Source organism: Bacillus sp. UNC69MF (assembly GCF_000746035.1).
Lineage (GTDB): Bacteria > Bacillota > Bacilli > Bacillales > Bacillaceae > Bacillus > Bacillus velezensis.
Genome location: NZ_JQKM01000004.1, coordinates 1 through 25511, shown reverse-complemented (window position 1 = coordinate 25511; position 25511 = coordinate 1). Strand labels below are relative to the sequence as shown.

At 47.1% G+C, this 25511-nt stretch carries 11 protein-coding genes, 1 tRNA gene and 3 pseudogenes; 13 read left to right on the top strand and 2 right to left on the bottom strand.

Translation table 11 applies throughout. The features are described 5' to 3' along the window. Nucleotides 1-22 precede the first annotated feature (22 nt). The 3 genes and pseudogenes from BR62_RS19030 to BR62_RS0104815 form a co-directional block, all read left to right on the top strand. Nucleotides 23-253: pseudogene (locus BR62_RS19030) on the top strand (His/Gly/Thr/Pro-type tRNA ligase C-terminal domain-containing protein); the annotation flags it as partial. Nucleotides 254-299: 46 nt separating this feature from the next. Continuing rightward, nucleotides 300-602: an ArsR/SmtB family transcription factor gene (locus BR62_RS0104820; RefSeq protein ID WP_003153841.1), complete on the top strand. Its 303-nt coding sequence runs from the start codon at nt 300-302 to the stop codon at nt 600-602. A 142-nt stretch (nt 603-744) separates the two neighbouring features. Continuing rightward, nucleotides 745-1920, top strand: a complete 1176-nt coding sequence (locus BR62_RS0104815; protein WP_015239980.1) for an MFS transporter — start codon at nt 745-747, stop codon at nt 1918-1920. Nucleotides 1921-1966: 46 nt separating this feature from the next. On the opposite strand, the gene ggt is transcribed toward BR62_RS0104815, so the two are convergent. Further along, entirely contained in the window at nt 1967-3742 is a 1776-nt protein-coding gene (ggt, locus tag BR62_RS0104810; protein ID WP_014418078.1) for a gamma-glutamyltransferase, read from the bottom strand. A 243-nt stretch (nt 3743-3985) separates the two neighbouring features. Between ggt and BR62_RS0104805 the strand changes: the two genes are divergently transcribed. From BR62_RS0104805 to BR62_RS0104795, 3 genes are all read left to right on the top strand, one after another. Further along, nucleotides 3986-4216 (top strand): excisionase family DNA-binding protein, encoded by a 231-nt coding sequence (locus BR62_RS0104805; protein WP_003153848.1) that lies wholly within the window; start codon nt 3986-3988, stop codon nt 4214-4216. Nucleotides 4217-4532: 316 nt separating this feature from the next. Beyond that, complete coding sequence (locus BR62_RS0104800; RefSeq protein ID WP_007407359.1) at nt 4533-5078, top strand: site-specific integrase; 546 nt, start codon at nt 4533-4535, stop codon at nt 5076-5078. Nucleotides 5079-5120: 42 nt separating this feature from the next. Next, nucleotides 5121-5193, top strand: a tRNA-Arg gene (locus tag BR62_RS0104795). A 322-nt stretch (nt 5194-5515) separates the two neighbouring features. On the opposite strand, the gene BR62_RS0104790 is transcribed toward BR62_RS0104795, so the two are convergent. Continuing rightward, nucleotides 5516-6058, bottom strand: a complete 543-nt coding sequence (locus BR62_RS0104790) for an IseA DL-endopeptidase inhibitor family protein (protein WP_014418077.1) — start codon at nt 6056-6058, stop codon at nt 5516-5518. A gap of 228 nt (nt 6059-6286) precedes the next feature. Here BR62_RS0104790 and BR62_RS0104785 point away from each other — a divergent pair, with 228 nt between their 5' ends. The 7 genes and pseudogenes from BR62_RS0104785 to BR62_RS0104760 form a co-directional block, all read left to right on the top strand. After that, nucleotides 6287-7675 (top strand): MATE family efflux transporter, encoded by a 1389-nt coding sequence (locus tag BR62_RS0104785; protein ID WP_032869917.1) that lies wholly within the window; start codon nt 6287-6289, stop codon nt 7673-7675. Between the two features lie 115 nt (nt 7676-7790). After that, on the top strand, nt 7791-8759 hold the full coding sequence (locus BR62_RS0104780; protein ID WP_007407363.1) for an aldose 1-epimerase: 969 nt from the start codon (nt 7791-7793) through the stop codon (nt 8757-8759). A gap of 18 nt (nt 8760-8777) precedes the next feature. Beyond that, on the top strand, nt 8778-10253 hold the full coding sequence (dacB, locus tag BR62_RS0104775; RefSeq protein WP_032869916.1) for a D-alanyl-D-alanine carboxypeptidase/D-alanyl-D-alanine endopeptidase: 1476 nt from the start codon (nt 8778-8780) through the stop codon (nt 10251-10253). Between the two features lie 479 nt (nt 10254-10732). Further along, nucleotides 10733-12484, top strand: a pseudogene (locus BR62_RS20025) (condensation domain-containing protein); the annotation flags it as partial. Next, nucleotides 12480-16232 (top strand): annotated as a pseudogene (locus BR62_RS0104770) (amino acid adenylation domain-containing protein); the annotation flags it as partial. The pseudogenes BR62_RS20025 and BR62_RS0104770, both read left to right, overlap by 5 nt. Before the next feature lie 25 nt (nt 16233-16257). Next, a complete protein-coding gene (locus tag BR62_RS0104765; RefSeq protein ID WP_032869913.1) occupies nt 16258-23955 on the top strand; it encodes a non-ribosomal peptide synthetase in 7698 nt (2565 codons plus the stop codon). A 15-nt stretch (nt 23956-23970) separates the two neighbouring features. Next, nucleotides 23971-25511 (top strand): condensation domain-containing protein (locus BR62_RS0104760; protein WP_032869912.1); only part of this gene is annotated, 1541 nt, incomplete at its 3' end.

Below are 25511 nucleotides of genomic sequence, written 5' to 3'. Positions count from 1 at the left end.
TTTTCGTTCTGGTTTTTCTCAAAAGAAAGCGGGTATCCGGGCTGAGCTTGATCAGCGTGATGAAAAACTCGGCTATAAAATCAGAGAAGCACAAATGAAAAAAATACCGTATATTGCTGTTGTGGGAGATCGAGAGTGCCGCCATCAATCTGTACATGTAAGGCAATACGGGCGGGAAGACACATTTGAAGAGAATGTGAGTGATTTTATTTCCCGGATCATAAGAGAGGCAAAACAAAAAATAGAGATTTAATAAAAACAATATTGACATATCGTAAAATCACGATATAATAAAGCGTATGAAACCTATTGATGTTTTTAAAGCGTTGTCTAATGAGTCACGGCTTGAGATTTTGCAATGGCTGAAAGAGCCGGACCGTCACTTCGCCCCGCATGATGGCATTGATATGAATGAGATCGGAGTATGTGTCAGCCAGATCACCGATAAGCTTCAGATGACACAGTCAACGGCGTCTCAATATCTTTCCATCCTTCAGCGGGCGGGCCTTATCCAAACAAAACGGATTGGCAAATACACCTATTATAAAAGAGATGAAGACGCGATAAAGGCGATGGCCGATTATTTTCAGCGCGAAATGTAGGCTGAATCCTTTAGAAGAGGGATTCAGTTTCTTTTTCCGACTACACATCGACATATTGCGATTTGTTTCTGTTTGTTCAACTCTTTATATCGATATATCACAATATATCTTTATATAAATCATCAATGAAGGAGTGTGTCAGGTGCAAAATACCTGGAAGATTTACATTTTGGCAATTATCAGTTTTTTAGTGGGGACGTCTGAATATGTGATATCAGGGATGCTTGATAAAATTGCAGGTTCCTTGGGAGTTACTGTGGCAGCGGCAGGGCAGCTGATTACGATTTTTTCACTTGTTTATGCAATCGGAACGCCTGTCATGATGGCCCTTACAGCAAAACTGGACAGAAGGAAGCTCATGATCTATGCTCTGGGGCTGTTTGTTATCGGGAATATCATTTCTTTCCTTGTGCAGGGATTCGGTTTATTTGCGGGAGCGCGGGTGATCATGGCGCTTGGAGCAGGAACTGTGGTGGTCACCGCGCTTACGATCGCAGCAAAAATCGCTCCCCCGGGAAAACAGGCAAGTTCTCTCGCAACCGTCATTATGGGGTTTACGGCGGCGCTCATTATCGGTGTTCCGATCGGAAGAACCGTGTCTGAAGCTTTTGGGTGGAAGGTGGTTTTTGCCGGAATTGCGGCAATCGGAATCATTGCCATGCTTATTATACGTTTCGCGTTGCCTGAGATAAAAGGAGATAAACCGGTGCCGCTCATTCAGCAATTTTCTCTTTTGAAGAAACGAAAGGTGGCAGTCGGGCTGGCCATTACGTTTTTTTGGCTCGGAGGCTATTCGGTTACGTATACGTACCTTTCTCCGTATTTACTGAACGTTACTCATATCGGAAGCGGAATACTGAGTACATTGCTGCTTATTTTCGGTGTTGCAAGTCTTGCCGGTTCTAAAGCAGGCGGTTTCAGCGCAGACAAATGGGGGGCGCGTATGACATTAACCGGCGGAATGGCGCTTCATGCTATCATGCTCATGTTATTGCCGTTTGTCACACATTCTGCTTTCGGAGCGGCGGCAGTGCTTATGTTTTGGTCCTTCGCCGCCTGGTCATCTGGGCCTGCTCAGCAGTATCATTTGGCAACGATGGAGCCTGAATCATCGGGTGTATTACTTGGCCTCAACCAGTCTGTGATGCAGCTGGCTATGGCGGCCGGGGCGGGCATCGGGGGCATTGTTGTCACTCATCTGTCTCTTGCATCAGTGACATGGATCGGATCAGCGGGTGTTGTCATCGCGATGTGCGGTGTGCTTTCGCTTGCGTCATTAACGTCTGAAAAAACCTCATCTGAATACAGTGCAGAATAAACAAAAGCCTCGTTTCTCAGCTTGAGAAACGAGGCTTTTTGTCTTGTTATTTTTTATAATTTTTCAAGTTTACGCCGATTGCGGCTCCGTTTCGGCTTGAGTCGGCGACTCCGGTGAAGGTGCCGTTTTCACGGTCGATCAGGATGCTTTGCACATTACCGATATCAACCGGGCTGCTGCCGAATTTATGCCCCATTTCGTTCAGTTTTGTGCGGGCTTCTTCCGGCACTCCTTTTTCATATCGATAGGATGTCATGCTGTTTGTGTAAATTCTCGGCTCTTCGACCGCCGCTTTCAGATCCATGCCGTACTCAACTTTGTTCAGGATCGTTTGCAGGACGGAAGAAATAATCGTTGCTCCGCCGGGGGAGCCGACAGTCAGGACAGGTTCGTTATTTTTGAATAAAATAGTCGGAGTCATGCTGCTGAGCGGACGTTTATTCGGCTGCACTTCATTTGCACCGCCAGGCACCGCATCGAAGTCTGTTAACTCATTATTCAACACAACGCCGTATCCGGGAACCATAATGCCGGAACCGAACAGCTGTTCAATCGTTGTCGTATAAGATACGACATTGCCGAAGCGATCAGTTACCGTGAAGTGAGTCGTTTGGCCTTCTTGTTTGTCAGTCGGCTGCTCCACTTGTTTATAGTTTGCAGAACCTTCCTGATAGGCCCAAGGGTCGCCGGCTTTCGGTTTTTTATTGACTTTATCAATATCTATCAGCTGTCTGCGGGCATTGATATAATCTGGATTCAAGAGGCCTTTGAGAGGGACGTTGACGAATTCTGGATCCCCGGCAAATGCGGCGCGGTCAGCATAAGCCAAATGCATCGTTTCTGCGAGAAGCTGATATTTTTGCCAAGAACGGATATCATATTGAGAAAGCTTAAAATCATCCAGAAGGTTCAGCATTTGCAACAGGAAAACACCGCCCGAGCTTGGAGGAGGAGCAGTTGCGATATGATAGCCCTGGTAATCTCCCCAGATCGGTTCGTCAATCGTCACATTGAAGTTTTTAATATCTTTTTCTGTCATTGAGCCGCCGAATTCCTGCACTGTTTCCGCAAGCTTTTTGGAGAATGCTCCGTCATAGAATGCTTTTGTGCCTTTGTACTTAATAGCTGTAAATGTTTTGGCTAAGTCTTTTTGGATGAGTGTGTCTCCTTCTTTCAGAGGTTCTCCGTCCGGAAGAAACACGTCTTTTGCAGCAGTGTGTGATAATTTGTCTTTATAATCTGAGATGGCATCAGCTAAAACCGAATCGATCGGAAAGCCTTTTGAGGCAAGTTTAATGGAAGGGGTGATGAGTTGTTTCATGGAGCGTGTGCCCCATTTGTCGAGCGCTTTTTCAAGTCCTTTTAATGTTCCCGGAACACCGACTGCAGTCCCTTTCGTAACGCGTTCGGAGAAAGGGATGGCTTTGCCGTTTTCGTCAAGGAACATATCCGGTGTTGCGCCTGCCGGTGCGCGTTCTCGGCTGTCGATAATGGTGGTGTCTTTCGTCTTCGCATCATAAACCATCATAAATCCGCCGCCGCCGATTCCTGACATCATAGGTTCAGTTACGTTTAATGCGAATTGAATGGCAACCGCGGCGTCAATTGCATTGCCGCCTTTTTTCAGCACGTCGGCACCGATTTGTGAAGCGAGAGGGTGGGCGGTGGCAACCATGCCGTCTTTGCCGACATCTACCTGTTTGTAGTCGTCATAGGAAAACGGGTGTTTCTTAGCCTGAGCGTGATAAGGGATGCTTCCGGCCGCGAGCAACGTACTGAGCAGAACGATAAAACAGAGATTCATAAACTTTTTCTTTTTCATAGTCTGCCTCCTTTGTTTTCCGCTTACAATTATAGAGTAAGTAAAATGTGCTGTTTTCACAAGTGACAAACGGAATAGTCCGGTGCGCAAAAAGCCGGAGTTTCTGTGTGAATGTAATCAGTCGCAAATAGGCTAAATGGGAAACCGGACTGAAAAAGCTGTGAAACAAGCATAAAGACAAAAAATAAGCTACAATGAACAAAACAGAATTCACTCACATGACATATGAAAGGAACGTGAGCCATGTATTTAACGATCAAAGAGACAGCGGAGTTTACCAGTCTTCCTGAAGAATATGTGCACAATCTTGTTTTGACGAATAAAATAAGGGCCGTCCATGACGGACAGCAATATTTAATCAACAAGGAACAATTTCAAACCCATCTCGAGCAGTTGGAAAAATACAAGGAAATGATTCAAGAGTTTTTAAATGAGCCGCTTCCTGAAGACATTGATGTAAAAGATGAAGACTAGGACACAATTTCATATTGTGTCTTTTTTTTGCATTTTTTTCGGTTGCTCACAAAAAAAACGGATGCTCAGATTTCATTTTAAGGCCGTTGTTTTCATTTTTTAATGCCTTGAGTCTCTATTTGTTTAAAAGCTTGTCACCGGTCTGAAAATGATGTTTTTGAGGAATTTGTTGAAACTGCGTATCTGATTCACCTTATGTAACACTATGTATATTATGTTACATAAGACCCTTTATCCTTTATCATTCAACGGGTTTCGGCTATAATAGTAACATAATGCTCAATATGTTACTTTACCAATTATAAGGGGTTTTTTGATGCATATCGTACAGCCGATCCGAAGTTTGGAGAAGATCCAGGAAGTCAAAGAGTATTTAATGCAAAAAAGTGATCGTGATTATTTTTTATTTATTTTTGGCATGAACAGCGCACTGCGGATTTCTGATGTTCTGCCGCTTCGCGTGAGAGATGTCAGGAACAAAGACCATGTGTGGGCAACCGAAAGCAAAACGAGAAAGAAAAGAAAAATTCTGATACTGGAGTCTTTAAAGGCCGACATATACGCTTATACAAAAGACATGAAAGAGGATGACTATTTGTTTAAATCGAAACGGACGAATAAGCCCATATCCCGGATTCAGGCATACAGAATATTAAAGGAAGCGGCTGCCGCTTGCGGGTTGGAGGAAATCGGGACGCATACGCTTAGAAAGACGTTCGGGTATCATTTTTATCAGAGGACAAAAGACATTGCTGAACTGCAGAGGATTTTGAATCATTCTTCTCCGTCTATTACAATGCGTTATATCGGAATAGATGAAGATACGACGAGAGCCGCCTATAAAGTGTTCGGAGGGCTGTAGGCTTGAAAAAAACGGCCGCCAGCGTTACTATAATAGAAGCAGGCTCTAGTAGCACAGCGGATAGTGCAGCAGTTTCCTAAACTGCAGGTCGGGAGTTCGAATCTCTCCTAGAGCGTTTCCAGCATAAGATAGGCGCAGATTAATAATGTCGGCAAAACAGAAACCCCCTTGTTATACAAGGGGGTTTTGAGTTGAATATTTTGTGAAAACCTGGTGGAAATTTATGTTTTGCACAAATTTTGCACATTGATATGCAAGTGTTTTTGCGGCCGTGTTGTTTTTTAAAAAAAATCAAGGGTATTCGTTTATCTTCTTAACAGAGTTCCTCCCATAAGCTGTTTCTTCTTAACCGTCAACTGCTTCTGAAAAACAGCCTTCCGTTATAATATGCCAGCATATCATTGAAAAAAGCCCGCTGTAAGCAAGCGGGCTTTTTCTTATATGACAGCATCAAATTGATTGACTTTCCAAACGTTGTTTTCTTTTACGAATGTTACATCGCGTTTTGCTGACGGAGAACCGTCAAGAGTCGGTACAGTGAAGCGGTATGTTTGGACGCTTCCTTTTTTAGAAAGAAGGGTCATTTTTGCTTTTTTCCAATTCAGGAGGTTATCTCCGTCGCCGACCGGAACAGCCAATTTGCCGTCTTTTACAGTGAAGTGGTAATCTTTGAGCCCTTTGTCAATCGCTTGCTTTGTAAAAGCGGGTGTCAGATATTTTACGGCTTTCGCTTTTGTTCCGAGGTCTTTGCACATAAATACATATTGCAGATTTTGATATTCAAACGGTTCAGATGTGCAATTTGCGTTTGATTTAAGCGCACCGCCGCTCATTGTGTTCCAGAAATGTTCTCTCGCTGACAGGGCCAGCTGAAGTGCTTGTTTTTGTGTAAGGTCATTAGGTGCATTTTTTGCAGTCGCCGCAGTGCCCAATGACAGAATCAATGTAATAGTAGTGAGGAATAATAGCCATTTTTTCATGATATAATCTCTCCTTCAATCAATCTCTTTCTCTTATGTTACAAATGTTACAATAATTACGATAAGATTACAATACCTTTTCAGAAATATTTTCCGGACTTTTTATTTTTATGGTTTATTTCCATGTAAGACGTGAGAAAAAGATAAAGAGTTTCATTGAACAAAAGGTTTTTACAAGCTGTCTGCTGAATAATAAAATGGAAGAAAATCAAAAAAGGAGTCCTACATATGGAAGTACAAGATCATTTAGAAACAGCGGAAGGCCGCGGCCAGTCAGTCTGGCGATCGATGTCACTGTTTTTAGTGCCGCTGCTTTTAAGCAATGTATTGCAATCTGTCGGCCAATTGGTCGGAATGGTATTTGTCGGAAGGTGGCTCGGAGTCGATGCGCTTGCCGCTGTATCGTCTTTTTTTCCGCTGTTTTTTCTGCTGATCTCCTTTACGATCGGAATCGGTTCGGGAAGTTCCATTCTGATCGGGCAGGCTTACGGCGCGAAAAACGAAGAGAGGATGAAGGCGATTGTCGGCACTACACTGACTTTTACCTTTATGCTCGGTGTTGTCCTGGCAGTTGTCGGCAGTGTGTTTACGCTTGATATTCTGCGGCTGATGGGAACGCCGGAAAACGTAATAGATGTCAGTGTCCGATATGCGCGCATTTTGTTTTGCGCAATGCCGCTGATGTTTTTATATTTTGCGTATACGACATTTTTACGCGGAACGGGAGATTCAAAGACTCCGTTTTATACGTTAATCGTCAGTACAGTCATAAACATCGGGCTTTTGCCCTTATTGATTCTCGGGCTTTTCGGACTTCCGAAGTTCGGCATTTACGGTTCGGCGTATGCAACCGTGATTTCAAACATCGTGACATTTATCGTACTCATGGTTTATTTGCGGAAAAGGAAACATCCATTGGCATTTGATCGGACTGCGCTCCGTTCTCTTAAAATGGACAAAAAGCTGCTCGCGCTTTTACTCCGTCTCGGTATTCCGTCGAGCATCAATATGATTCTCGTGTCACTTTCTGAAATTGCGGTCATTTCATTTGTCAATCATTACGGATCAAACGCGACGGCTGCTTACGGGGTCGTCAACCAAGTGGCGAGTTATGTGCAGATGCCGGCGGTAAGCCTCGGTATCGCCGTTTCCATTTTTGCCGCCCAATCCATTGGCGCCAATCAATTCGGCCGGCTGAAACAGGTCATCAAAGTCGGCATCGGCCTGAATTATTTGATCGGCGGGGTTTTGATTGTGCTGATTTATACCTTCTCCCGGCAGATACTTGCTTTGTTTTTAACAGATCAGGACACGCTCCACATTGCCCGCAATCTGATTATGATTACCCTTTGGAGTTATTTGATTTTCGGTCACGCTCAGATCGTTTCAGCGACGATGCGGGCGAGCGGTACGGTGTTATGGCCGACGATTATCAGCATTTTTGCGATTTGGGGAATTGAAGTGCCTGTGGCCTTTATTCTTTCTCATTATACGAATCTCGGCATTCTCGGCATTTGGGTCGGTTATCCGGCGGCTTTTGTCGTCAGCCTGCTGCTGCAATACGTATATTACCGGTTTGTATGGAAGAAAAAACAGATTACCCGGCTGATTCAATAAGGTTTTACCGCACATCGCTCAGTTCATACGGGCGATGTTTTTTTTAGAGAAGGAAAATGAGTTTAGAAAATGGAATTCCTATACATGCTAGAAAACAAGGAAAGGGCAGGTGCTTATGACGATTGAACATACGACTTATTTAGGGGCTTCAGCCATAAAAGCGGAGACTGATCAGGCTGAATGCATCATTGTGCCGGAGTGGGGATCAAATGTCATATCGCTTCGGGATAAAAGAACCGGTATGCGGCTTCTGAGAGAACCGGAAACTGCGGAGCAATTCCGCAAAAAACCGATGCTGTACGGCATTCCCGTTTTATTCCCGCCGAACCGGATTACGGATGGGACGTTTCGTTTTGACGGCCGCGCGTATCAATTTGAGATAAACGAAGAGGATAAACATAATCATATTCACGGCTTTCTTCACAATCAGCATTGGAAAGCGACGGCAGCGAAAGAAGAGGGGGATGGAATGAAAGTCGAAACAGAAATTGATCTTTCAAAGATTCCCCGTGTTCATAAACAATTTCCGCACGATGTCATTGTCCGGATGACCTATACATTAAAAGACAATGTGTTTACGCAGCGGGCGCTGATTATGAATAAGGGAACGGAGGCTTTTCCTTGGGGGCTCGGCTATCATTCAACTTTTGTTTTCAATGAAGAGCGATCCCGTCTATTTTTGACGGCTGACCGCATGTGGGAATTAAATGAACGTTTCGTGCCGACGGGCCGTTTATTGGATGTGCCTGATAAAGAAGCGTTCCGTCAGGGGGTGTCTTTGAAAAATAAACAGTTTGACGATGTTTTTCTTTCTTCCGGACGGAATGGCGGCAATAACGAAGCTGTTATTTATCATCCGGATGAGCAATTATCCGTGCTGTATCAAGCAGACATGTCTTTCAAGCATTGGGTGGTATATAACGGTGACGGAAAGCAAGGGTTTGTCAGTCTTGAGCCTTATACTTCCGTTACAGATGCATTTAATCTGAATCAGCCTGCATCACTGACAGGGCTTCAGATTCTGAAACCGGGCGAAGAAGCGGCTGCGTCATCCAGGATCACCATTTTGCATGACGAAGAATAGGAAAGAGGCGGGATAACATTGAAAACATATGTGAAACGCTTGAGCGCGGTGATTCTGCTTTTGGTCATTGCCGCAGTTCCTTATATTGATGAGGCGGCTAAGGCGGCTGAACAAAAAAATACTTTGCAAAAAGAGCTGGAACACATTCTGGATGAAGAACCTGCTTTAAAGGGAGTTTCAGCGGGCGTCAGTGTCCGGTCAGCAAAAACAGGGGAGGTGCTGTTCGGCAGCCGGGAAGATATGCGGCTGAGGCCTGCATCACTGATGAAGCTGCTGACGGCATCTGCGGCGCTTTCCGTTCTCGGAGAAGATTACACCTTTAAGACAGAAGTACGGGCAGACGGCGCCGTGAAAGGAAAACAGCTGCGCGGAAACCTTTATCTCAGGGGAAAAGGCGATCCGACCCTATTGGCTTCTGCTTTTGAGAAGATGGCTAAACAGGTCAAAGCCAGAGGCATCCATGTCATTAAAGGAGATCTGGTCGGGGATGATTCGTGGTATGACGATACCAGGTATTCAGTTGATCTTCCGTGGAGCGATGAAGGCCAATATTATGGCGCGCAAGTATCAGCTCTTACCGCTTCACCAAATGAGGATTATGATACCGGAACGGTGATTGCGGAAATCAGCCCGGCGAAACAGCCCGGTAAAAAGCCGCGCATTTCGATTTCTCCCCATACGGACGTCGTTCGGGTGAAAAATGAAGTGAAAACCGTCGCTTCTGATGAAAAGAAAGATTTGACGGTTGAACGGGAGCACGGTGGCAATGTGATTACGATAAAGGGAACCATACCTGCCGGCTCGGCACAGGTAAGAGAATGGGCGGCAGTGTGGGATCCGTCGTCCTATGCTTTAGATTTATGGAAACAAGCGCTTACTAAACAGGGGATAACTGTAAAAGGGAAAATCAGAACAGGGCGAATGCCGCACCGCACCCAGCTTGTCACATCACGGACATCCATGCCTCTTTCAGAATTATTGATCCCGTTTATGAAACTGAGCAACAACGGGCACGCCGAAATTCTGATCAAGGAAATGGGAAAAGTGAAAAAAGGGGAGGGCAGCTGGGAAAAGGGCTTGGACGTGATGAAATCGGAGCTCAAATCGTTCGGGCTGAATCCGGATGAATTGATTGCAAGAGACGGATCCGGCGTTTCTCATATTAACGGCGTATCCGCCGGCCAAATCGGAGAGCTTTTGTATGCGGTTCAGAAAGAAAAGTGGTACCCGGCTTTCCTTCGTTCGCTCCCTGTTGCCGGCGCAAGCGACAGAATGACGGGAGGAACCCTTCGGAACCGGCTGAAGAATACGCCGGCAGAAGGCAAAATTAAAGCGAAAACCGGGTCACTAACATCAGTCAGTTCGATTGCCGGCTATGCAGACACAAAAACAGGAGATACGCTTATTTTTTCCGTGCTTCAAACCGGGCTGCTTGACGAAGATGACGGAAAAGACATTGAAGACAAAATCGCAGTCGTGCTGGCAAATCAATAAGAAGGGCCGAATCCTTAGAGGATTCGGCTTTTTTTGATGTCTGTAAAACATTATATTGCGATTATGAATCAATCTTTTCAAAAAGTAATATCGGCAATATCCTTCCTTTTTTTTACATACCGCTTTCTTACATGTTCACCGATTATTCATTTTTTAACATAAAACTTCTTTTCGGGAGGAAAACCTTTTTAAAAGCGCAATTAATTATACATTTTATTCCTTATTATAGTGTTTAAGAACCAGTTTACAGTATGCATACATACCGTTTTACATGGTATAAAGATTATAGAAATGAAGAAGTGAAGTGAGGAATATATACTATATTCTAAAAAATGTTAGAGAAAATTTAATTTTTTATTGTGATTTCTAAAATATGTTTTAAAATAATGCTTATATGGATGATTAAGTCATATGCTGTCGAAATTTAATTGTAATTATTTCACTTTCTTATCCTCTTAAATTGAAGCGGAGGGATTCCATTGGAGAACACTGTTTATTCTTTAACTCACGCACAAAGAAGAGTGTGGTTTACGGAGCTGCTCGAACCGGGCACAAGTATCTGCAATCTCGCGGCATGCGTCAAATTCAGGGGGGACATCGATTTTGACGTACTGCGCCATGCTTTAGATTTTTCTATCTCGCAAAATGATTCGCTCAGGTTTCAACTGACAGAAGGGGACGGATCAGAACCCCAGCTGTATCTTGCGGGGCATCGGCCGATTTCTCTAGAGACTGTTGATTTTACTCATACTGATCAGGCAGAGCGGGACGCATGGATTGACACGCAGACCCGTGTTCCGTTCAAGCTGTTTCATTCACCTCTGTATCAATTTACTCTGCTTGTCATGTCAGACGAAGAAGTTTGGCTTTATTCAAAATTTCACCATATTATCATGGACGGCATCTCGCTCAACCTGCTCGGCAACCAGCTCATTGATATCTACCAAAAGATCATGCGGAGCGAGGATTTAACTGAACACCACAGACCTTCCTATCTCAGCTACATGGAAAAAGAACAGCAATACTTACAGTCTTCCCGTTTTCAAAAAGACCGTTCATTTTGGACTGAAACATACCGAACCGTTCCGGAACACCTTTCACTGGCGGAACGAACCTCTCATCTTAGACAAAGCACTGCGGCTTCCAGAGATACTATCACTCTTTCTCACTCCTTAGAACAATCAATCCGGCTTTTTTGCAAAGAAAATAATATCAGCATCATCTCTCTGTTTATGGCTTCGTTATACATATGCATCAGCCGTCTGACGGCTAAAAAGGATATTGCCATCGGCACTTATTACGGAAACCGGGGCTCCAGGCTCGAAAAGGATATGCTCGGCATGTTCGTCAGCACACTGCCGATCAGAATGACGGCAGATCCTGATGCAGAGTTCCTGTCCTTTGTCCGCAGCGTAGGAAAAGAGCAGCTGTCTGTTATGCGGCACCAGAAATATCCTTACAATCTTTTTGTGAATGAATTAAGGCAGACTCATCATGACCTGCAAAATATCATCGGTATTTCGATGCAGTATCAGCCGCTTGAGTGGCGTAAGGCAGACGGTTTCGATTATGAAACGGCCATGTTTTTCAGCGGACATACCGCAAACGAGCTCTCCATTTTAATTAAGGAGCGGACAGATACGGGATTGATTGAGCTGAATTTTGATTACCAATCCGCTTTATTTACTGAAACATCAATTAAACGCATTCAAACTCATTTGCTGACGATCGTTGAAAATGCCGTTAGAAATCCAGACCGGCTGATTCGGCATATTGATATGGCGGATGAAAAAGAAAAGAAACGGGTGTTATCTTCGTTTAACCGTACAGAAGCGGTTGAACCGCCGGCTCCGACGCTTCACGGGCTGTTCACCCGCCGTGCCGCGCTTTCGCCGCATCGTCCGGCGCTTCGTTTTCCGGGCGGTATGCTGACGTACGCCGAGCTTGACCAGTACACAGACAGACTCGCTGTTTGGCTCCGACAAAAAGGCGTCCGCAAAGAAAGCATGGTCGGCGTGCTCGCTGAACGCTCGCCGGAGATGGTGGTTTCAGTGCTTGCCGTGTTAAAAGCGGGCGGCGCCTACGTGCCGCTTGACCCGGAGTATCCTGAGGACAGGCTGCGCTATATGCTCGATGACTGCGGCGCTTGTCTCCTGCTTGCACAGCCGGGATTATCCGTTTCCGGTTTTTCCGGAGAAACGCTAGAAGTGTCTCTTTCTGTTGTGGTTGGTCGGCTCGCCGATTGCCGGGCGTCCGCACAAAGACCTTGAACCGATTCTCGGCATGTTCGTCAACACGCTGGCCATCAGAACGGAGCCGAAAGGAGACAAACGGTTTACCGATTACTTGGCGGAAGTCCGCCAGGCGGCGCTTGAGGCGTATGAGCATCAGGACTATCCGTTTGAAGAGCTGGTGGAACGGCTCGGCGTGCAGCGGGACATGAGCCGCAATCCGCTGTTTGATGCGATGTTTATTCTTCAGAATATGGAGCGAGAGGAGATAAATCTGGCCGGTCTGAAAGCGTCGCGATCAGAGCATACCGAACATGATGTATCAAGTTTTGACCTGACCTTATCAGCGGCTGAATCCGATGGAAACATCCGCTTTGAAATGGAATTCAGCACCGAGCTTTTTATGAAAGAAACGATTGAACGCTGGATGGGCCACTTACTGAATCTCTTGCGCCATGTTGCCGCCGAACCGGAAGTCACACTATCGAAAGCTGACATTTTGGATGAAGAAGAAAAACAAAAGTTACTGATTGAGTTTAATAACACACAAACCGAATTCATGGAAAAACACAAACTGTTTCACCAGTTGTTTGAAGAGAAAGTAGAAGAAACGCCTCATCAGACCGCTGTTATTGAAGGAGCACAACAGATCAGCTATTCGCAGCTTAATGAGCGGGCAAATCGGCTTGCGCGAACATTACACAAAAATGGATTCGGTCCGGGAAAAAGAGCAGCTATATTGGCAAACCGTTCGATTGAAGCGATCGTCAGTGTTCTTGCGGTCATGAAATCGGGAGGGGCGTATATACCGGTTGACTCCCATTATCCTGAGGAACGGATTCGCTATTTATTAAAAGACAGCGCGGCATCCGTCTTGATGGTGCAGTCAGAATACAAAGAACTTGCTTCACAGCTGACGGATAACAATTTATTTCTCATTCAGCTCGATCATGAAGATCAATACGATATTTGTGCAAAGAATATTCAGCCGGCAGCGTCTCCGGATGATACTGCATATATCATATATACTTCGGGAACAACGGGAACGCCGAAGGGAGTCGAAGTCAGAAATCGCAGCTTTACGCATGCAGCACTTGCATGGCGAAAAATTTATGAGCTTGATCGTAAACCAGTCAGAGTGCTGCAGATGGCGAGTTTCTCATTTGATGTATTTTCAGGGGATCTTGCACGCGCCCTGCTAAACGGGGGAACGCTTGTCATTTGTTCGGATGACGTCCGGCTTGAGCCACAACAGCTTTATCAGCTCATTGATCAGCACCGTATCACGTTTATGGAGTCGACACCCGCGCTGATTGTTCCGTTTATGGAATATATATATCGCCGGAACCTCGCGCTGCAAAGTGTAAAAATACTTGTACTGGGTTCAGATATGATCAAGTCGCAGGATTTTTATACGCTTCATGAACGCTTCGGAAAAGAAATGCGGATCATTAACAGCTACGGTGTAACAGAAGCGACAATTGATTCTTCGTATTATGAAGCCGAAATGAGCGAAGAGCCGCGGGAAGATGATGTGCCGATCGGTGTTCCGCTTCCGAATGTGCAAATGTACGTCTTAAACAAAGACAAACAGGTCCAGCCGATCGGCGTTTTCGGAGAGCTGTATATCGGGGGCGCCGGCGTCGCCAAAGGATATTGGGGACAGCCTGAGCTGACAGAGGACGCATTCAGTGACCCGTTACAAACGGGAGAAACGCTTTACAGAACCGGAGATCAGGCTTGCTGGCTGCCGGATGGTACTCTTCGTTTTCAAGGGCGGATTGATAAGCAGGTAAAAATCAGAGGCTACAGAATTGAGACGGGAGAAATTGAAAGTGTGCTTTTGAAACACGATCAAGTCAAAGAAGCGGCTGTTACCGTGATGAAAGATGCTGAAGGACAAGCCCGATTAGCGGCATACATCGTTCCTAAAGAGGCCGATATCTCATCACTTCGCCAGTCTCTTATGCAGGAGCTCCCGGCTTATATGATGCCGTCTCATATTATCGGTTTAGACAGCATGCCCCTGACACTGAACGGCAAACTTGATAAATCGGCACTGCCGGCAGAAGAGATACATTCAACACAGGCATTTGTCGCGCCCGGCGATGAAAAACAGGAGATGTTATGCCGGATTTGGGAAGATGTGCTTCATGTTCAGAAAGCGGGAATTCATCACTCTTTCTTTGAGCTTGGGGGAGATTCCATTAAGGCGCTTCAAGTGTCAGCCCGACTCGCGGGAGAAGGCTGGAACATGTCGATCCGCGATTTGTTTCAGTTCCCGACGATTGCAGAACTCGCGAAGCACCTCATGCCGGCTGTTGCAATGGCTGATCAGGGGCCGATAGAAGGAAGCGCTCCGCTGACACCGATCCAGCAGAGATTTTTTGAGGAGCCGGGTGCGTTTGAGCTTCATTATAACCAAGCGGTCATGCTGTGCAGTGAAGACAGCCTCGAAATAGATGCGCTGTATCAGGCGGTTTGCGCGCTGACAGAACATCATGATGCGCTGCGAATGACTTTCACTGAAAATGAGCATGGGGAAACGGTTCAATATAATCGCGGAATCACAAAGCAGTATGAAGAAATCTTTACGCTTAACGTCATAGATATTTCAGAAGAAACGCAGCCCGAAAAACGGATAGCCGCTGAGGAAAAAGAAATACAGCAGGCTATGCGTCTTGATCAAGGGCCTCTGCTTCATCTCGGAGTGTTCCGGCAGAAGGAAGCCGACCATCTTCTTATAACGATTCATCATCTTATCGTGGACGGCGTGTCATGGAGGATATTGCTTGAAGATCTGCAGACAGCTTATCAGCAGGCATTGGAAGGCAAACAAATCAAACTGCCGCCGAAAAGCGATTCTTATATAAAGTATGCCGAAGAGCTTTTTGACATTTCCAAAAGCAAAGCATTGCTGGAGGAAGCCGCATACTGGGACAGCGTGATGTCTAGTGAAACAGCGCCGCTGCCGAAAATAACTGATGAAAACGCCGGACGATTGCAGGAAAACGCGCGCACGGCATCGTGGATATTAAGCAGCGAAGTCACGAAACAGCTGCTGTTGGAAACACAGCAGGCATACGGAACGGATGTTCATGAATTGCTTTTAACGGCGCTTGGAATGGCGCTTCATGAGTGGACGGGTTCTGAACAGATCCTTATCAGCACTGAGGGGCACGGGCGCCAGGGGCATATGCCTGACATTGATATGTCAAGAACGGCAGGATGGTTTACATCTGTTTACCCGGTGCTTTTGGATATGAGAGTGCCGGGCGGCTCAGGCGAAAAAACCGCTCACCGCATAAAGTCGGTAAAAGACATGATGAGACGGGTTCCTCATCACGGAACCGGCTACGGGCTGCTGAGATATTCGCGAAACATTCTTTATAAAGACCCAGAAATAAGCTTTAACTATCTCGGTGCGTTTGACGGTCTTGAGGGAACGCTGAAGATGTCACCGTTCAAGCCGCAGCATGATATAGCGGCCGGGCGCATCCGCGAGTTTGATCTGGATATTAACGCGATGGTGGCGGCCGGGCAACTGGAGGTAAAAGCCGTTTATACCGATGTATTTGCACCGGGGGCAATCGAGTTCTTCATGAATCGTTTCCATACTCACATCGAGGACATCATCGCCCACTGTTCCGGCAAGAAAGAGCGGGAAAAAACATTAACGGATTACAGCCATACAGAATTGACCGCTCAAGCACTATCAAGCATTGAAGATCTCGTAAAAGGACTTTAATTTCATAAAAAGGTGTGTGGCATTCGTGACACAAGCGACAGAAATTCAAGATATTTACCCTTTATCATATATGCAGGAAGGCATGCTGTTTCATTCGCTTCTGGATTCCGGATCAAACGCATATGTCGAGCAGATTTCGTTTACAGTCAGCGGGGATTTATGCATTGATACATTCCAAAAAAGTCTGGATATGCTTGTCAGCCGTTATGATATTTTCAGAACGATTTTCATAAAAGAAGTGCCTGACCTTGAAGGGCCGCAGCAGGTTGTCCTTTCACGCCGTGACACAGCCGTACAGACTGAGAACATTTCAGATTATTCGGAAGAACAGCAGCAAAACATCATTAAGGAATTCAAGGAAACCGACCGGAATAAGGGCTTTGATCTGCAAAAAGGCCCCTTAATGCGCCTGACTCTTTTTCAAACGGGAGAAAACCGCCATACATGCGTTTGGACTCACCATCACATTATGATGGACGGCTGGAGCTTGGGCATTGTGCTGAAAGATTTCTTCAGCATGTATTATGCGATCCGAAACGGGCGGCCTGTAAACCTCAGCAGTCCGGCTCCTTACAGTTCTTATATCAAATGGCTCCGAAGCCGGAATAAAGAAGAAACGTCAGCGTTCTGGTCGCGCTGCTTGGAAGATTACGGAGAAGTCGTTTCCGTTCCGCAAACGAAGAATAAGCCGGCGCAAAACGGTTATGCATCTGAGCATTTTCAATTTTCCCTTGAGTCTGAAACCGTGCAAAAGCTGACAGACATTGCCCGAAGCACCGGGGTCACGCTGAATACTTTATTTACGAGCATTTGGGGACTGCTTCTCCACCGTTACAACGGCACTGAAGATGCGGTATTCGGTTCAGTTGTTTCCGGCAGGCCGTCAGCTATCGCCGGCATCGAATCCATGGCCGGACTGTTTATCAATACCGTGCCGATAAGGGTGCGCGCGGCTCGGGATATGACTTTTTCTTCTCTTCTCAAAAAGGTGCAGAAAGAGTCACTCGCTGCGGAAGAGCACAGCTATTATCCGCTTTATGACATCCAAAACGAGAGCGGCCTGCAACAAGATCTCTTGAACCACATCCTGGTTTTTGAGAATTATCCGGTTCAGATGCAGACTGCGGTAAACGGCTGGAAGCAAACGGAAAGCAGTGCGCTCTCACTTGAAAACTTTTCGATGGCGGAAGAAACCAATTACGATCTTAACGTCGTCATCGTTCCGGGAGAAGAGTTTTATGTGAAATTCAGCTACAATGCGGGCATCTACGATCGGGAAGACATGAAACGGATCAAAGGGCATATTCTGGAGGTCATCTCCTGTGTAACGGAAGATCCGGACAGGCTTTTATCAAGCATCAGTCTCGTGCCTCCAGAGGAAGAAGCCTTGATTCATTCGTTTAACGAAACGAACCGTCCGTACCCTGAGACAACCGTTCATGGGCTGTTTGAAGAACAGGCGGCAAAAACGCCTGACCAAGAGGCGTTGAGATATAACGGGGTAAGCTGGAGCTACAAGAAATTAAATCAGCGGGCGAATCAGATTGCGCATGCGTTAAGGGAAAAAGGCGCACGCCCCGACCAGATCACCGCTGTTATGCTGCGCCGATCAATGAGTACGGTTGCCGCTCTGCTCGGAATTTGGAAGTCGGGCAGCGCCTATATGCCGATTGATGCGGAATTTCCGCCTGAACGGATTTCATTTTTACTGAGAGACAGTGAAGCCTCACTGCTCGTGACTGAAAAAGACCTGCTCCCCCTCATTCCGCCGCATTTCAAGGGCAGCGTCGTCATCTTGGAGGAAACGGTTTCCCAGCAGACCGCACCGCTTCCGCCGGTATCTGACAGCGGAAATTGGGCGTATGTCATTTACACCTCCGGAACGACAGGCCGGCCGAAAGGGGTGCTTGTACAACACAAAGCGATCAGCAATACATTGCAATGGCGGCGTGAAGAATACGGGATGACAGAAGGGGACATAGCGCTTCATCTTTTTTCATACGTATTTGACGGGTCATTAACGAGTCTTTTCACTCCGATTCTGTCGGGCGCCTGTGTATTGTTAACTGATGAAGATGATGCGAAAGACGTCCTTTCAATAAAACAGAAAATCGCCCGCCACGGAGTGAGCCATCTTCTGATCGTTCCGTCTCTGTATCGCGTTCTGCTTGATTCGCTGACGAAAAAGGATGCGCAGACGCTTCGGGCGGTGACATTTGCCGGGGAAGCGGCCACTCCTGATATCGTGGAAGCGAGCCGCAACATATGCCCGAATGCCGAGCTGCTGAATGAATACGGTCCGACGGAAAACAGTGTGGCCACGACGATTCTGCGCAACCTGCAAAAAAGCAGCCGGATTACGATCGGGCGCCCGATTGCCAACACTTCTGTCTATATGATGCACGGAGATCGGCTGCAGCCGGTCGGAGCCGTCGGTGAACTGTGTATTTCCGGAAAAGGTCTGGCGGATGGATATTTTCAGCAAAAAGAGCTGACGGGCAAAGTCTTTACCCCTCATCCGTTTCGTGAAGGCGAACGGCTGTACAGAACGGGAGATGCAGCCCGATTTTTACCGGACGGAACGATTGAATATATGGGACGCTTTGACGATCAGGTGAAGGTAAGAGGTTACAGAATTGAATTGGGAGAAATCGAAACGGCACTCAGAAGTCTGTCCGGGGTAAAAGAGGCGGCAGTCATCGTGCGCAAAACGGCGGACGGGGAACAGGAGCTTGCAGCTTATGTCGTACTGGAAAACGCGGGTGTGACATTTGACCCTCATGCCGAATTGGCCGGGAGATTACCTGCTTATATGATACCGGGAAGCTTTACCAAATTAACGGAAATGCCGCTGTCTGTGAGCGGAAAACTTGATCGGGCCGCACTTCCTGAGCCGAAAGAAGCCGGGAGAACCGGTGATTATCAAGCTCCGCGCACAATGCTTGAGACTGAGCTGCTGTCTATTTGGCAAGAAGTGCTGAAACGGGAACACATCAGTATGAGAGATGATTTCTTCCAAATCGGCGGACAGTCGCTGAAAGCCGCGTCGCTTGTTTCAAACATACATAAACGGCTGCAAATTGAACTTGCCGTCCGCCATGTTTTTGAACATCCGACCATCGAGAGCATGGCCCGCTTCCTTGAACAGAGGAAAAGAGGAGAATATGCAGAAATCACGCCTGCTGTGGCAAAGGACTTGTACCCGCTATCTTTTGCGCAAAAAAGGCTCTATGCCCTTCATCAGCTGGCAGCGGACAGTACGGGCTATCATATGCCCGCTTGTCTGGAACTGAGCGGCAGACTCAACCGGGATCGTCTGCACGAAGCCTTTTCAGCGCTGTTACAAAGGCATGAAGCGTTACGCACATCATTTGTTTTACGAAACGGGGAGCCGATGCAGCACATACATGCACATGTCGATCTTGACCTCACAGAGATTCACATGCCATCCGGGAACCTTCTTCAAGAGGTGATGGAAACTTTCGTCAAACCGTTTGACGTGGAAAAAGCGCCGCTTTTGAGAGTGACTTTAGCCAAAGTTACTGAAGAACGTCATTTTCTGCTGCTTGATATGCATCATCTTATCGCAGACGGTGTGTCAATGAGCGTTCTGATTCAAGAATTGACGGATTTGTACAGAGGAAAAGAGTTGCGGCCGTTAAAACTCCAGTACAAAGATTTTTCCGTCTGGCAGCATGAGCGGTTTGCCGCTGAAGAATTCAAAAGACATGAGCGTTATTGGCTGGATGCGATCGGGGAAAACATTCCCGTTCTTGATCTGCCGCTCGATAAAAAGCGCCCTCAGCTTCCTGATTTCAGCGGGTCCGTTGTTCGAACGCGCCTTCAAAAGGAAACGGCGGAGAACTTGCGCCGGCTCATGGATGAGACGGGTTCGACACTGTATATGATTCTTTTGGCAAGCTACTCCTTGTTCCTTTCTAAATTGGGCGGGCAGGAAGACATTGTCGTCGGTTCACCTGCGGCCGGCAGAAGCCGCGCTGAGCTTGACGGGGTCATCGGCATGTTTGTAAATACCGTGGCAATGAGAAGCAGGCCGAAAGGGGATAAGACATTCCGCGCTTATTTAGAAGAGGTGAAAATGCTCGCCCTCGGCGCGGCCGAACATCAGGACTTCCCGTTTGAAGAACTTGCCCAAAAGCTTGATACACACCGGGAAGTCAATCGCAATCCGCTGTTTGATGCCATGCTCGTTTTGCAAAACAGTGATGATTTCGAAGTGAACCTTCCGGGCTTATCCGTTTCTTCACATGCAGTGAAGCATGACATTTCAAAATTCGACTTGACGCTTCATGCCGAGGAACGGCCGGATGGCTCACTGGATTTTCATTTTGAATACAGTACCGCGTTGTTTGAAAAAGATACGATCGAACGGTGGGCCGGTCATTTTAAAGAGCTTTTAGGACAAATTGCAGCAGATTACGAACGGAAGCTGTCTGACATTCATTTGCTGGGCATAAACGAGCGGCAGATGCTTCTTCAAGCGGAAAATCAAACGGCGGAGTATCCGAGGCATGAAACGATTGTCAGTTTATTCGAAGCACAGGCGGAAAAAATGCCGGATCAAATTGCAGCCGTCATGTCTCATGAGCGTCTCACCTACCGCGAGCTCAATGAAAAGGCGGATCGAATCGCCGATATGCTGTCGGAAAACGGCATCCGCTCCGGACAGATTGTCGGATTTATGACCGAACGATCTCCGGATATGCTGATTGGGATTCTCGGTATTTTAAAAGCGGGAGGAGCTTATCTGCCGATTGATCCTGACTATCCGGACGAGCGGATTTCATTTATGCTGACTGACAGCGGCGCGCGTGTTCTGTTGACGCAATCGGGTCTTGGGATATCCGGAATGGACGGGCTGCCGGTTTTATACATCGATAAGCCTGAATCCGTTTCAGCAGACAGAACGAAAGAAATAATAACGCCTGAACAGCCGGCTTACGTGATTTACACATCGGGCACAACAGGAAAACCGAAAGGCGTTATGACGGAACACCGCAATGTCATCAGCCTTATCACACATAAAGGACTGCCGTTTGATTTCGGCTCTGAAGACGTCTGGACGCTGTTCCATTCCTATTGCTTTGATTTTTCTGTCTGGGAAATATTCGGCGCGCTCTTATACGGCGGAAAGGTAGTTATCGTGCCGAAAGACACAGCCCGTGATCCGCATTTGTACCGGCAGCTGCTGCAAAGTGAAGGCGTAACGGTGCTGAACCAAACGCCGACGGCTTTTTCCGGACTCATTCATGAAGAGGCCGGGCATACGGACAAGCTGAAGCTTCGATATGTCATTTTCGGCGGAGAAGCGCTTCAGCCCGGCATGCTGAAAAGCTGGAAAGAGAAGTACCCGGAGACGGAGCTTGTTAATATGTACGGTATTACGGAAACCACGGTTCACGTCACATGCAAAAAACTGAATATGGATGATATTGAGAGAAACAAAAGCAATATCGGCAGACCGCTGGAAACCCTTCATGCTTTTGTTATGGACGCCTATATGAATCCGCAGCCGATCGGAATTCCCGGTGAGCTTTATATCGGCGGGGAAGGCGTCGCGAGGGGATATGTAAACAGGGATGATTTAACCGCCTCCCGTTTCATCACGAATCCGCACGTTTCCGGCATGCGGCTCTACCGGACGGGTGATATCGCCAAAAGGCTCTCAAATGGCGAGCTGGAATATGTCGGGCGGAAAGATGCGCAAGTAAAAGTCAGAGGCCACAGAATTGAGCTGGGAGAAATTAAATCAGCGCTGCAAGAGCTTTCCTCCGTGAAAGAGGCCGCCGTGATCACACGTGCTGATCAGCACGGTCAGCACTCCATTTACGCATACGCGGTCTTACACGGGAACGAAAAGATAAAAGAAGCAGAGATTCAGGCCTCTCTCAGAGCTTTTCTGCCGGAATATATGATTCCCGCCCGCTTGATAGCGCTTGATGAACTGCCTTTGACGGCGAATGGGAAGCTGGACGAGAAGGCGCTCCCGCAGCCTGAATTAAATGATAGCCTTGGAAATGATATCAGCCTGAGAAATGAAACTGAAGAAATGATGGCTGACATTTGGGAAGAACTCTTAGGTGTTGAAGGCCTCGGTCCCAATGCTCATTTCTTCCATCTCGGCGGGGATTCGATTAAAGCGCTGCAAGTATGTGCGAGGCTGAAACAGCAGGGCTATGAAACGACCGTCCGCGAGCTGTTCGAGCATCAGACACTGGGAGAAGTATCGATGCGGCTCCGGAAAGTCCGCCGCGTGATTGATCAGGCTCCCGTCATGGGAGACGTTCCGCTGACGCCGATCCAGCACTGGTTCTTGTCGCAATCATTGCCGCATGATCATTTTAATCAGTCGGTTATGCTCCGCAGTGCGGACAGAATCAATGAATCTGCTATGAGAAAAGCGTTGGCACAGCTTGCGGTTCATCATGACGCATTACGGATGGTATGCGGCACGCAAAACGGATCGGTGATTCAATATAACAGAGCGGAAAAGCTTTCTGAAGAAGAACTCTTTACGTTTGAAACGCTTGACGTGAGAGGGAAAGGGTCATTACAAGAGGAGCACGCCGCAATTGAACAGGCGGCCGCCTGTATTCAAACTTCCATTCGGCTGGAGACGGGTCCGCTCGTAGCTGTCGGATTATTTCACGCTAATGATGGCGATCATCTGCTGCTTTCCATTCATCACCTTGTCATTGACGGGGTGTCATGGCGGATTTTATTTGAAGATCTCACCGCATGCTACAGGCAGGTGCTCGAAGGAAAAGAAACCGCGCTTCCGGCAAAAACCGATTCCTATCAGACTTACGCGAAGCAAATCTCTGATTATGCTAAAAGCCGCCGGCTGTTACAGGAAGCAGACTACTGGTCCGAAAGAGAAAGAGCGGCGGTCGAACCGCTTCCGAAAGATGCCCGCATCTCTTCCAATCTTCTGAAAGATACAGATGTGATGACCGTTACATTGACGAAACAGGAGACTGAGCAGCTGTTAACGGAAGCGAACAGAGCATACACAACAGAGACGGGTGAATTATTGCTTGCCGCGTTAAGCCTTGCGCTGAACAGATGGACCGGAAACGAGACATTCAAAATCAGCATGGAAGGCCACGGAAGGGAAGAGCACTTGGAGCATCTTGATATCAGCAGAACAATCGGTTGGTTTACGTCAATTTATCCGGTATTGGTTGACGCAAGTTTTCAAGATCAGGCTGATGACGGCGAGCGGCTCGGCTATCACATTAAGCGGACAAAAGACATGATGCGCCGCATTCCGCATAAAGGAGCGGGATACGGGGTGCTGAAGTATATAAGCAAACTCTGGGAAGAGACTGAATCCGATTCTCCTGAAATCAGTTTTAACTATCTAGGGCAGTTTGACAGGGAGATCCGTTCCAGCGGCTTTGGTGTTTCTCCCGTAAAAGCGGGAAATGAAGTCAGCCCAGACTGGGAACGTCCGTACACACTTGATATCAGCGGCTCCGTATCGTCGGAATGTCTCAGCATGCATGTCGTGTACAACCGTTTTCAGTATCAAAAAGAAACGATTGAAGTTTTGACGGGATATTTTCATGCCTTTCTCAAGCAGATCATCTCGCATTGCACAGGCAAAGAGGAGCGTGAATGGAGCGCCGCTGATTTCAGTGACGAGGAGTTAACGCTGGAAGATCTGAGTGACATTATGGGAGCCGTCAACAAACTATAGAAAAGGAGTGGCGCAATGGGGCAGCAACCGGAAATACAAGATATATATCCTTTATCTTTTATGCAGGAGGGCATGCTTTTTCATTCTCTGTTGGATCATGACTCAAGAGCCTACTTCGAACAAGCGGTGTTTACGATCAACGGACAGCTTGACCGGGAACGATTCCAAAAAAGTATAGATGCTGTTTTTGAACGATTCGATATTTTCCGTACGACATTTATTCATAAGAATGTGGCGAAGCCCCGCCAAGTCGTGTTGAAAAACAGGCCGAGCCGCGTTCAGTTTCATGATATTTCTCATTTGGACGAGAAGGCACAAGACAAATATACCGACCGGTTCAGAAAAGAAGATAAAGATAAAGGCTTTGATTTGCAATCAGACCCTCTCATGAGAGTCTCCATTTTGAAAAAAGCGCCTGAACGCTATGTTTGTATCTGGAGCCATCATCATATCGTCATGGACGGCTGGTGCTTCGGGATTGTCATGAAGGAATTTCTGATGATCTATCAATCTCTGGGAGACGGGCGGCTCCCGTCTCTCGAGCCTGTTCAGCCATATGGTAAGTATATTAAATGGCTCATGAAGCAGGATCGTAAAGAAGCCGAGATTTTTTGGAAAACGAGACTTGCCGATCTTGAGCAATCGGCGTCTCTTCCGAAAAAATCCGCGGAACCAAATGGCGAACTTGAGCAGGCGGTTTTCACCATTTCTGAAGAGCAGACAAATGAGCTGAAGAACATTGCGGCAAGGGCGGGAGCAACGCTGAATACAGTGTTCCAGGCACTGTGGGGCATGTTGCTGCAGCGTGTCAGCCGCTGTGATGACGCCGTTTTCGGTTCTGTCGTTTCCGGCCGGCCGTCGGATCTCGCAGGCGTGGAAAAAATGGTGGGACTGTTTATTAATACGATTCCCGTGCGGGTGAAAAGCGGTTCATTTTCTTTTCTGGAGCTCGTCAGGCATTTGCAGCAGGAGACGCTGCAAGCAGAAGCGTACAGCTATTATCCGCTGTATGACATTCAAGCGCAAAGCCCTTTGAAGCAAGCGCTGTTTGACCACATTATCGTGTTTGAAAATGTGCCGGCCCAGCGTGAAATTGAAAATGTGAGTCAGTCCGGTTCATTTGATTTTGCGGTAGAAGATTTCACGATGGAGGAAGTCACAAACTACGGATGCAGCATAAAGGTGATTCCGGGAAATTCTCTTTATATCCGCTTAAACTTTGATACCGGTATATACGACAGCGTTTTTATGAAGAATATCGAAACATTTTTACGGCATATGATGAATTCAGTCATCTCCGATCCTGAAATTTGCGCCTCCGAGATCGCATTGCTTGATGCGCGTGAAGCCAGAAGTATGCTGGATGCGTTTAACCGTACAGAAACGGTTGAACCGCCGGCTCCGACGCTTCACGGACTGTTTGCCCGCCGCGCCGCGCTTTCGCCGCATCGTCCGGCGCTCCGTTTTCCGGGCGGTATGCTGACGTACGCCGAGCTTGACCAGTACACAGACAGACTCGCTGTTTGGCTCCGACAAAAAGGCGTCCGCAAAGAAAG

Excerpts from the sequence above, each read along its gene's own strand:
- BR62_RS0104820 (WP_003153841.1), top strand. The coding sequence starts at position 300 with ATGAAACCTATTGATGTTTTTAAAGCGTTGTCTAATGAGTCACGGCTT.
- ggt (WP_014418078.1), bottom strand. The coding sequence starts at position 3,742 with ATGAAAAAGAAAAAGTTTATGAATCTCTGTTTTATCGTTCTGCTCAGT.
- BR62_RS0104805 (WP_003153848.1), top strand. The coding sequence starts at position 3,986 with ATGTATTTAACGATCAAAGAGACAGCGGAGTTTACCAGTCTTCCTGAA.
- BR62_RS0104800 (WP_007407359.1), top strand. The coding sequence starts at position 4,533 with ATGCATATCGTACAGCCGATCCGAAGTTTGGAGAAGATCCAGGAAGTC.
- BR62_RS0104790 (WP_014418077.1), bottom strand. The coding sequence starts at position 6,058 with ATGAAAAAATGGCTATTATTCCTCACTACTATTACATTGATTCTGTCA.
- BR62_RS0104785 (WP_032869917.1), top strand. The coding sequence starts at position 6,287 with ATGGAAGTACAAGATCATTTAGAAACAGCGGAAGGCCGCGGCCAGTCA.
- BR62_RS0104780 (WP_007407363.1), top strand. The coding sequence starts at position 7,791 with ATGACGATTGAACATACGACTTATTTAGGGGCTTCAGCCATAAAAGCG.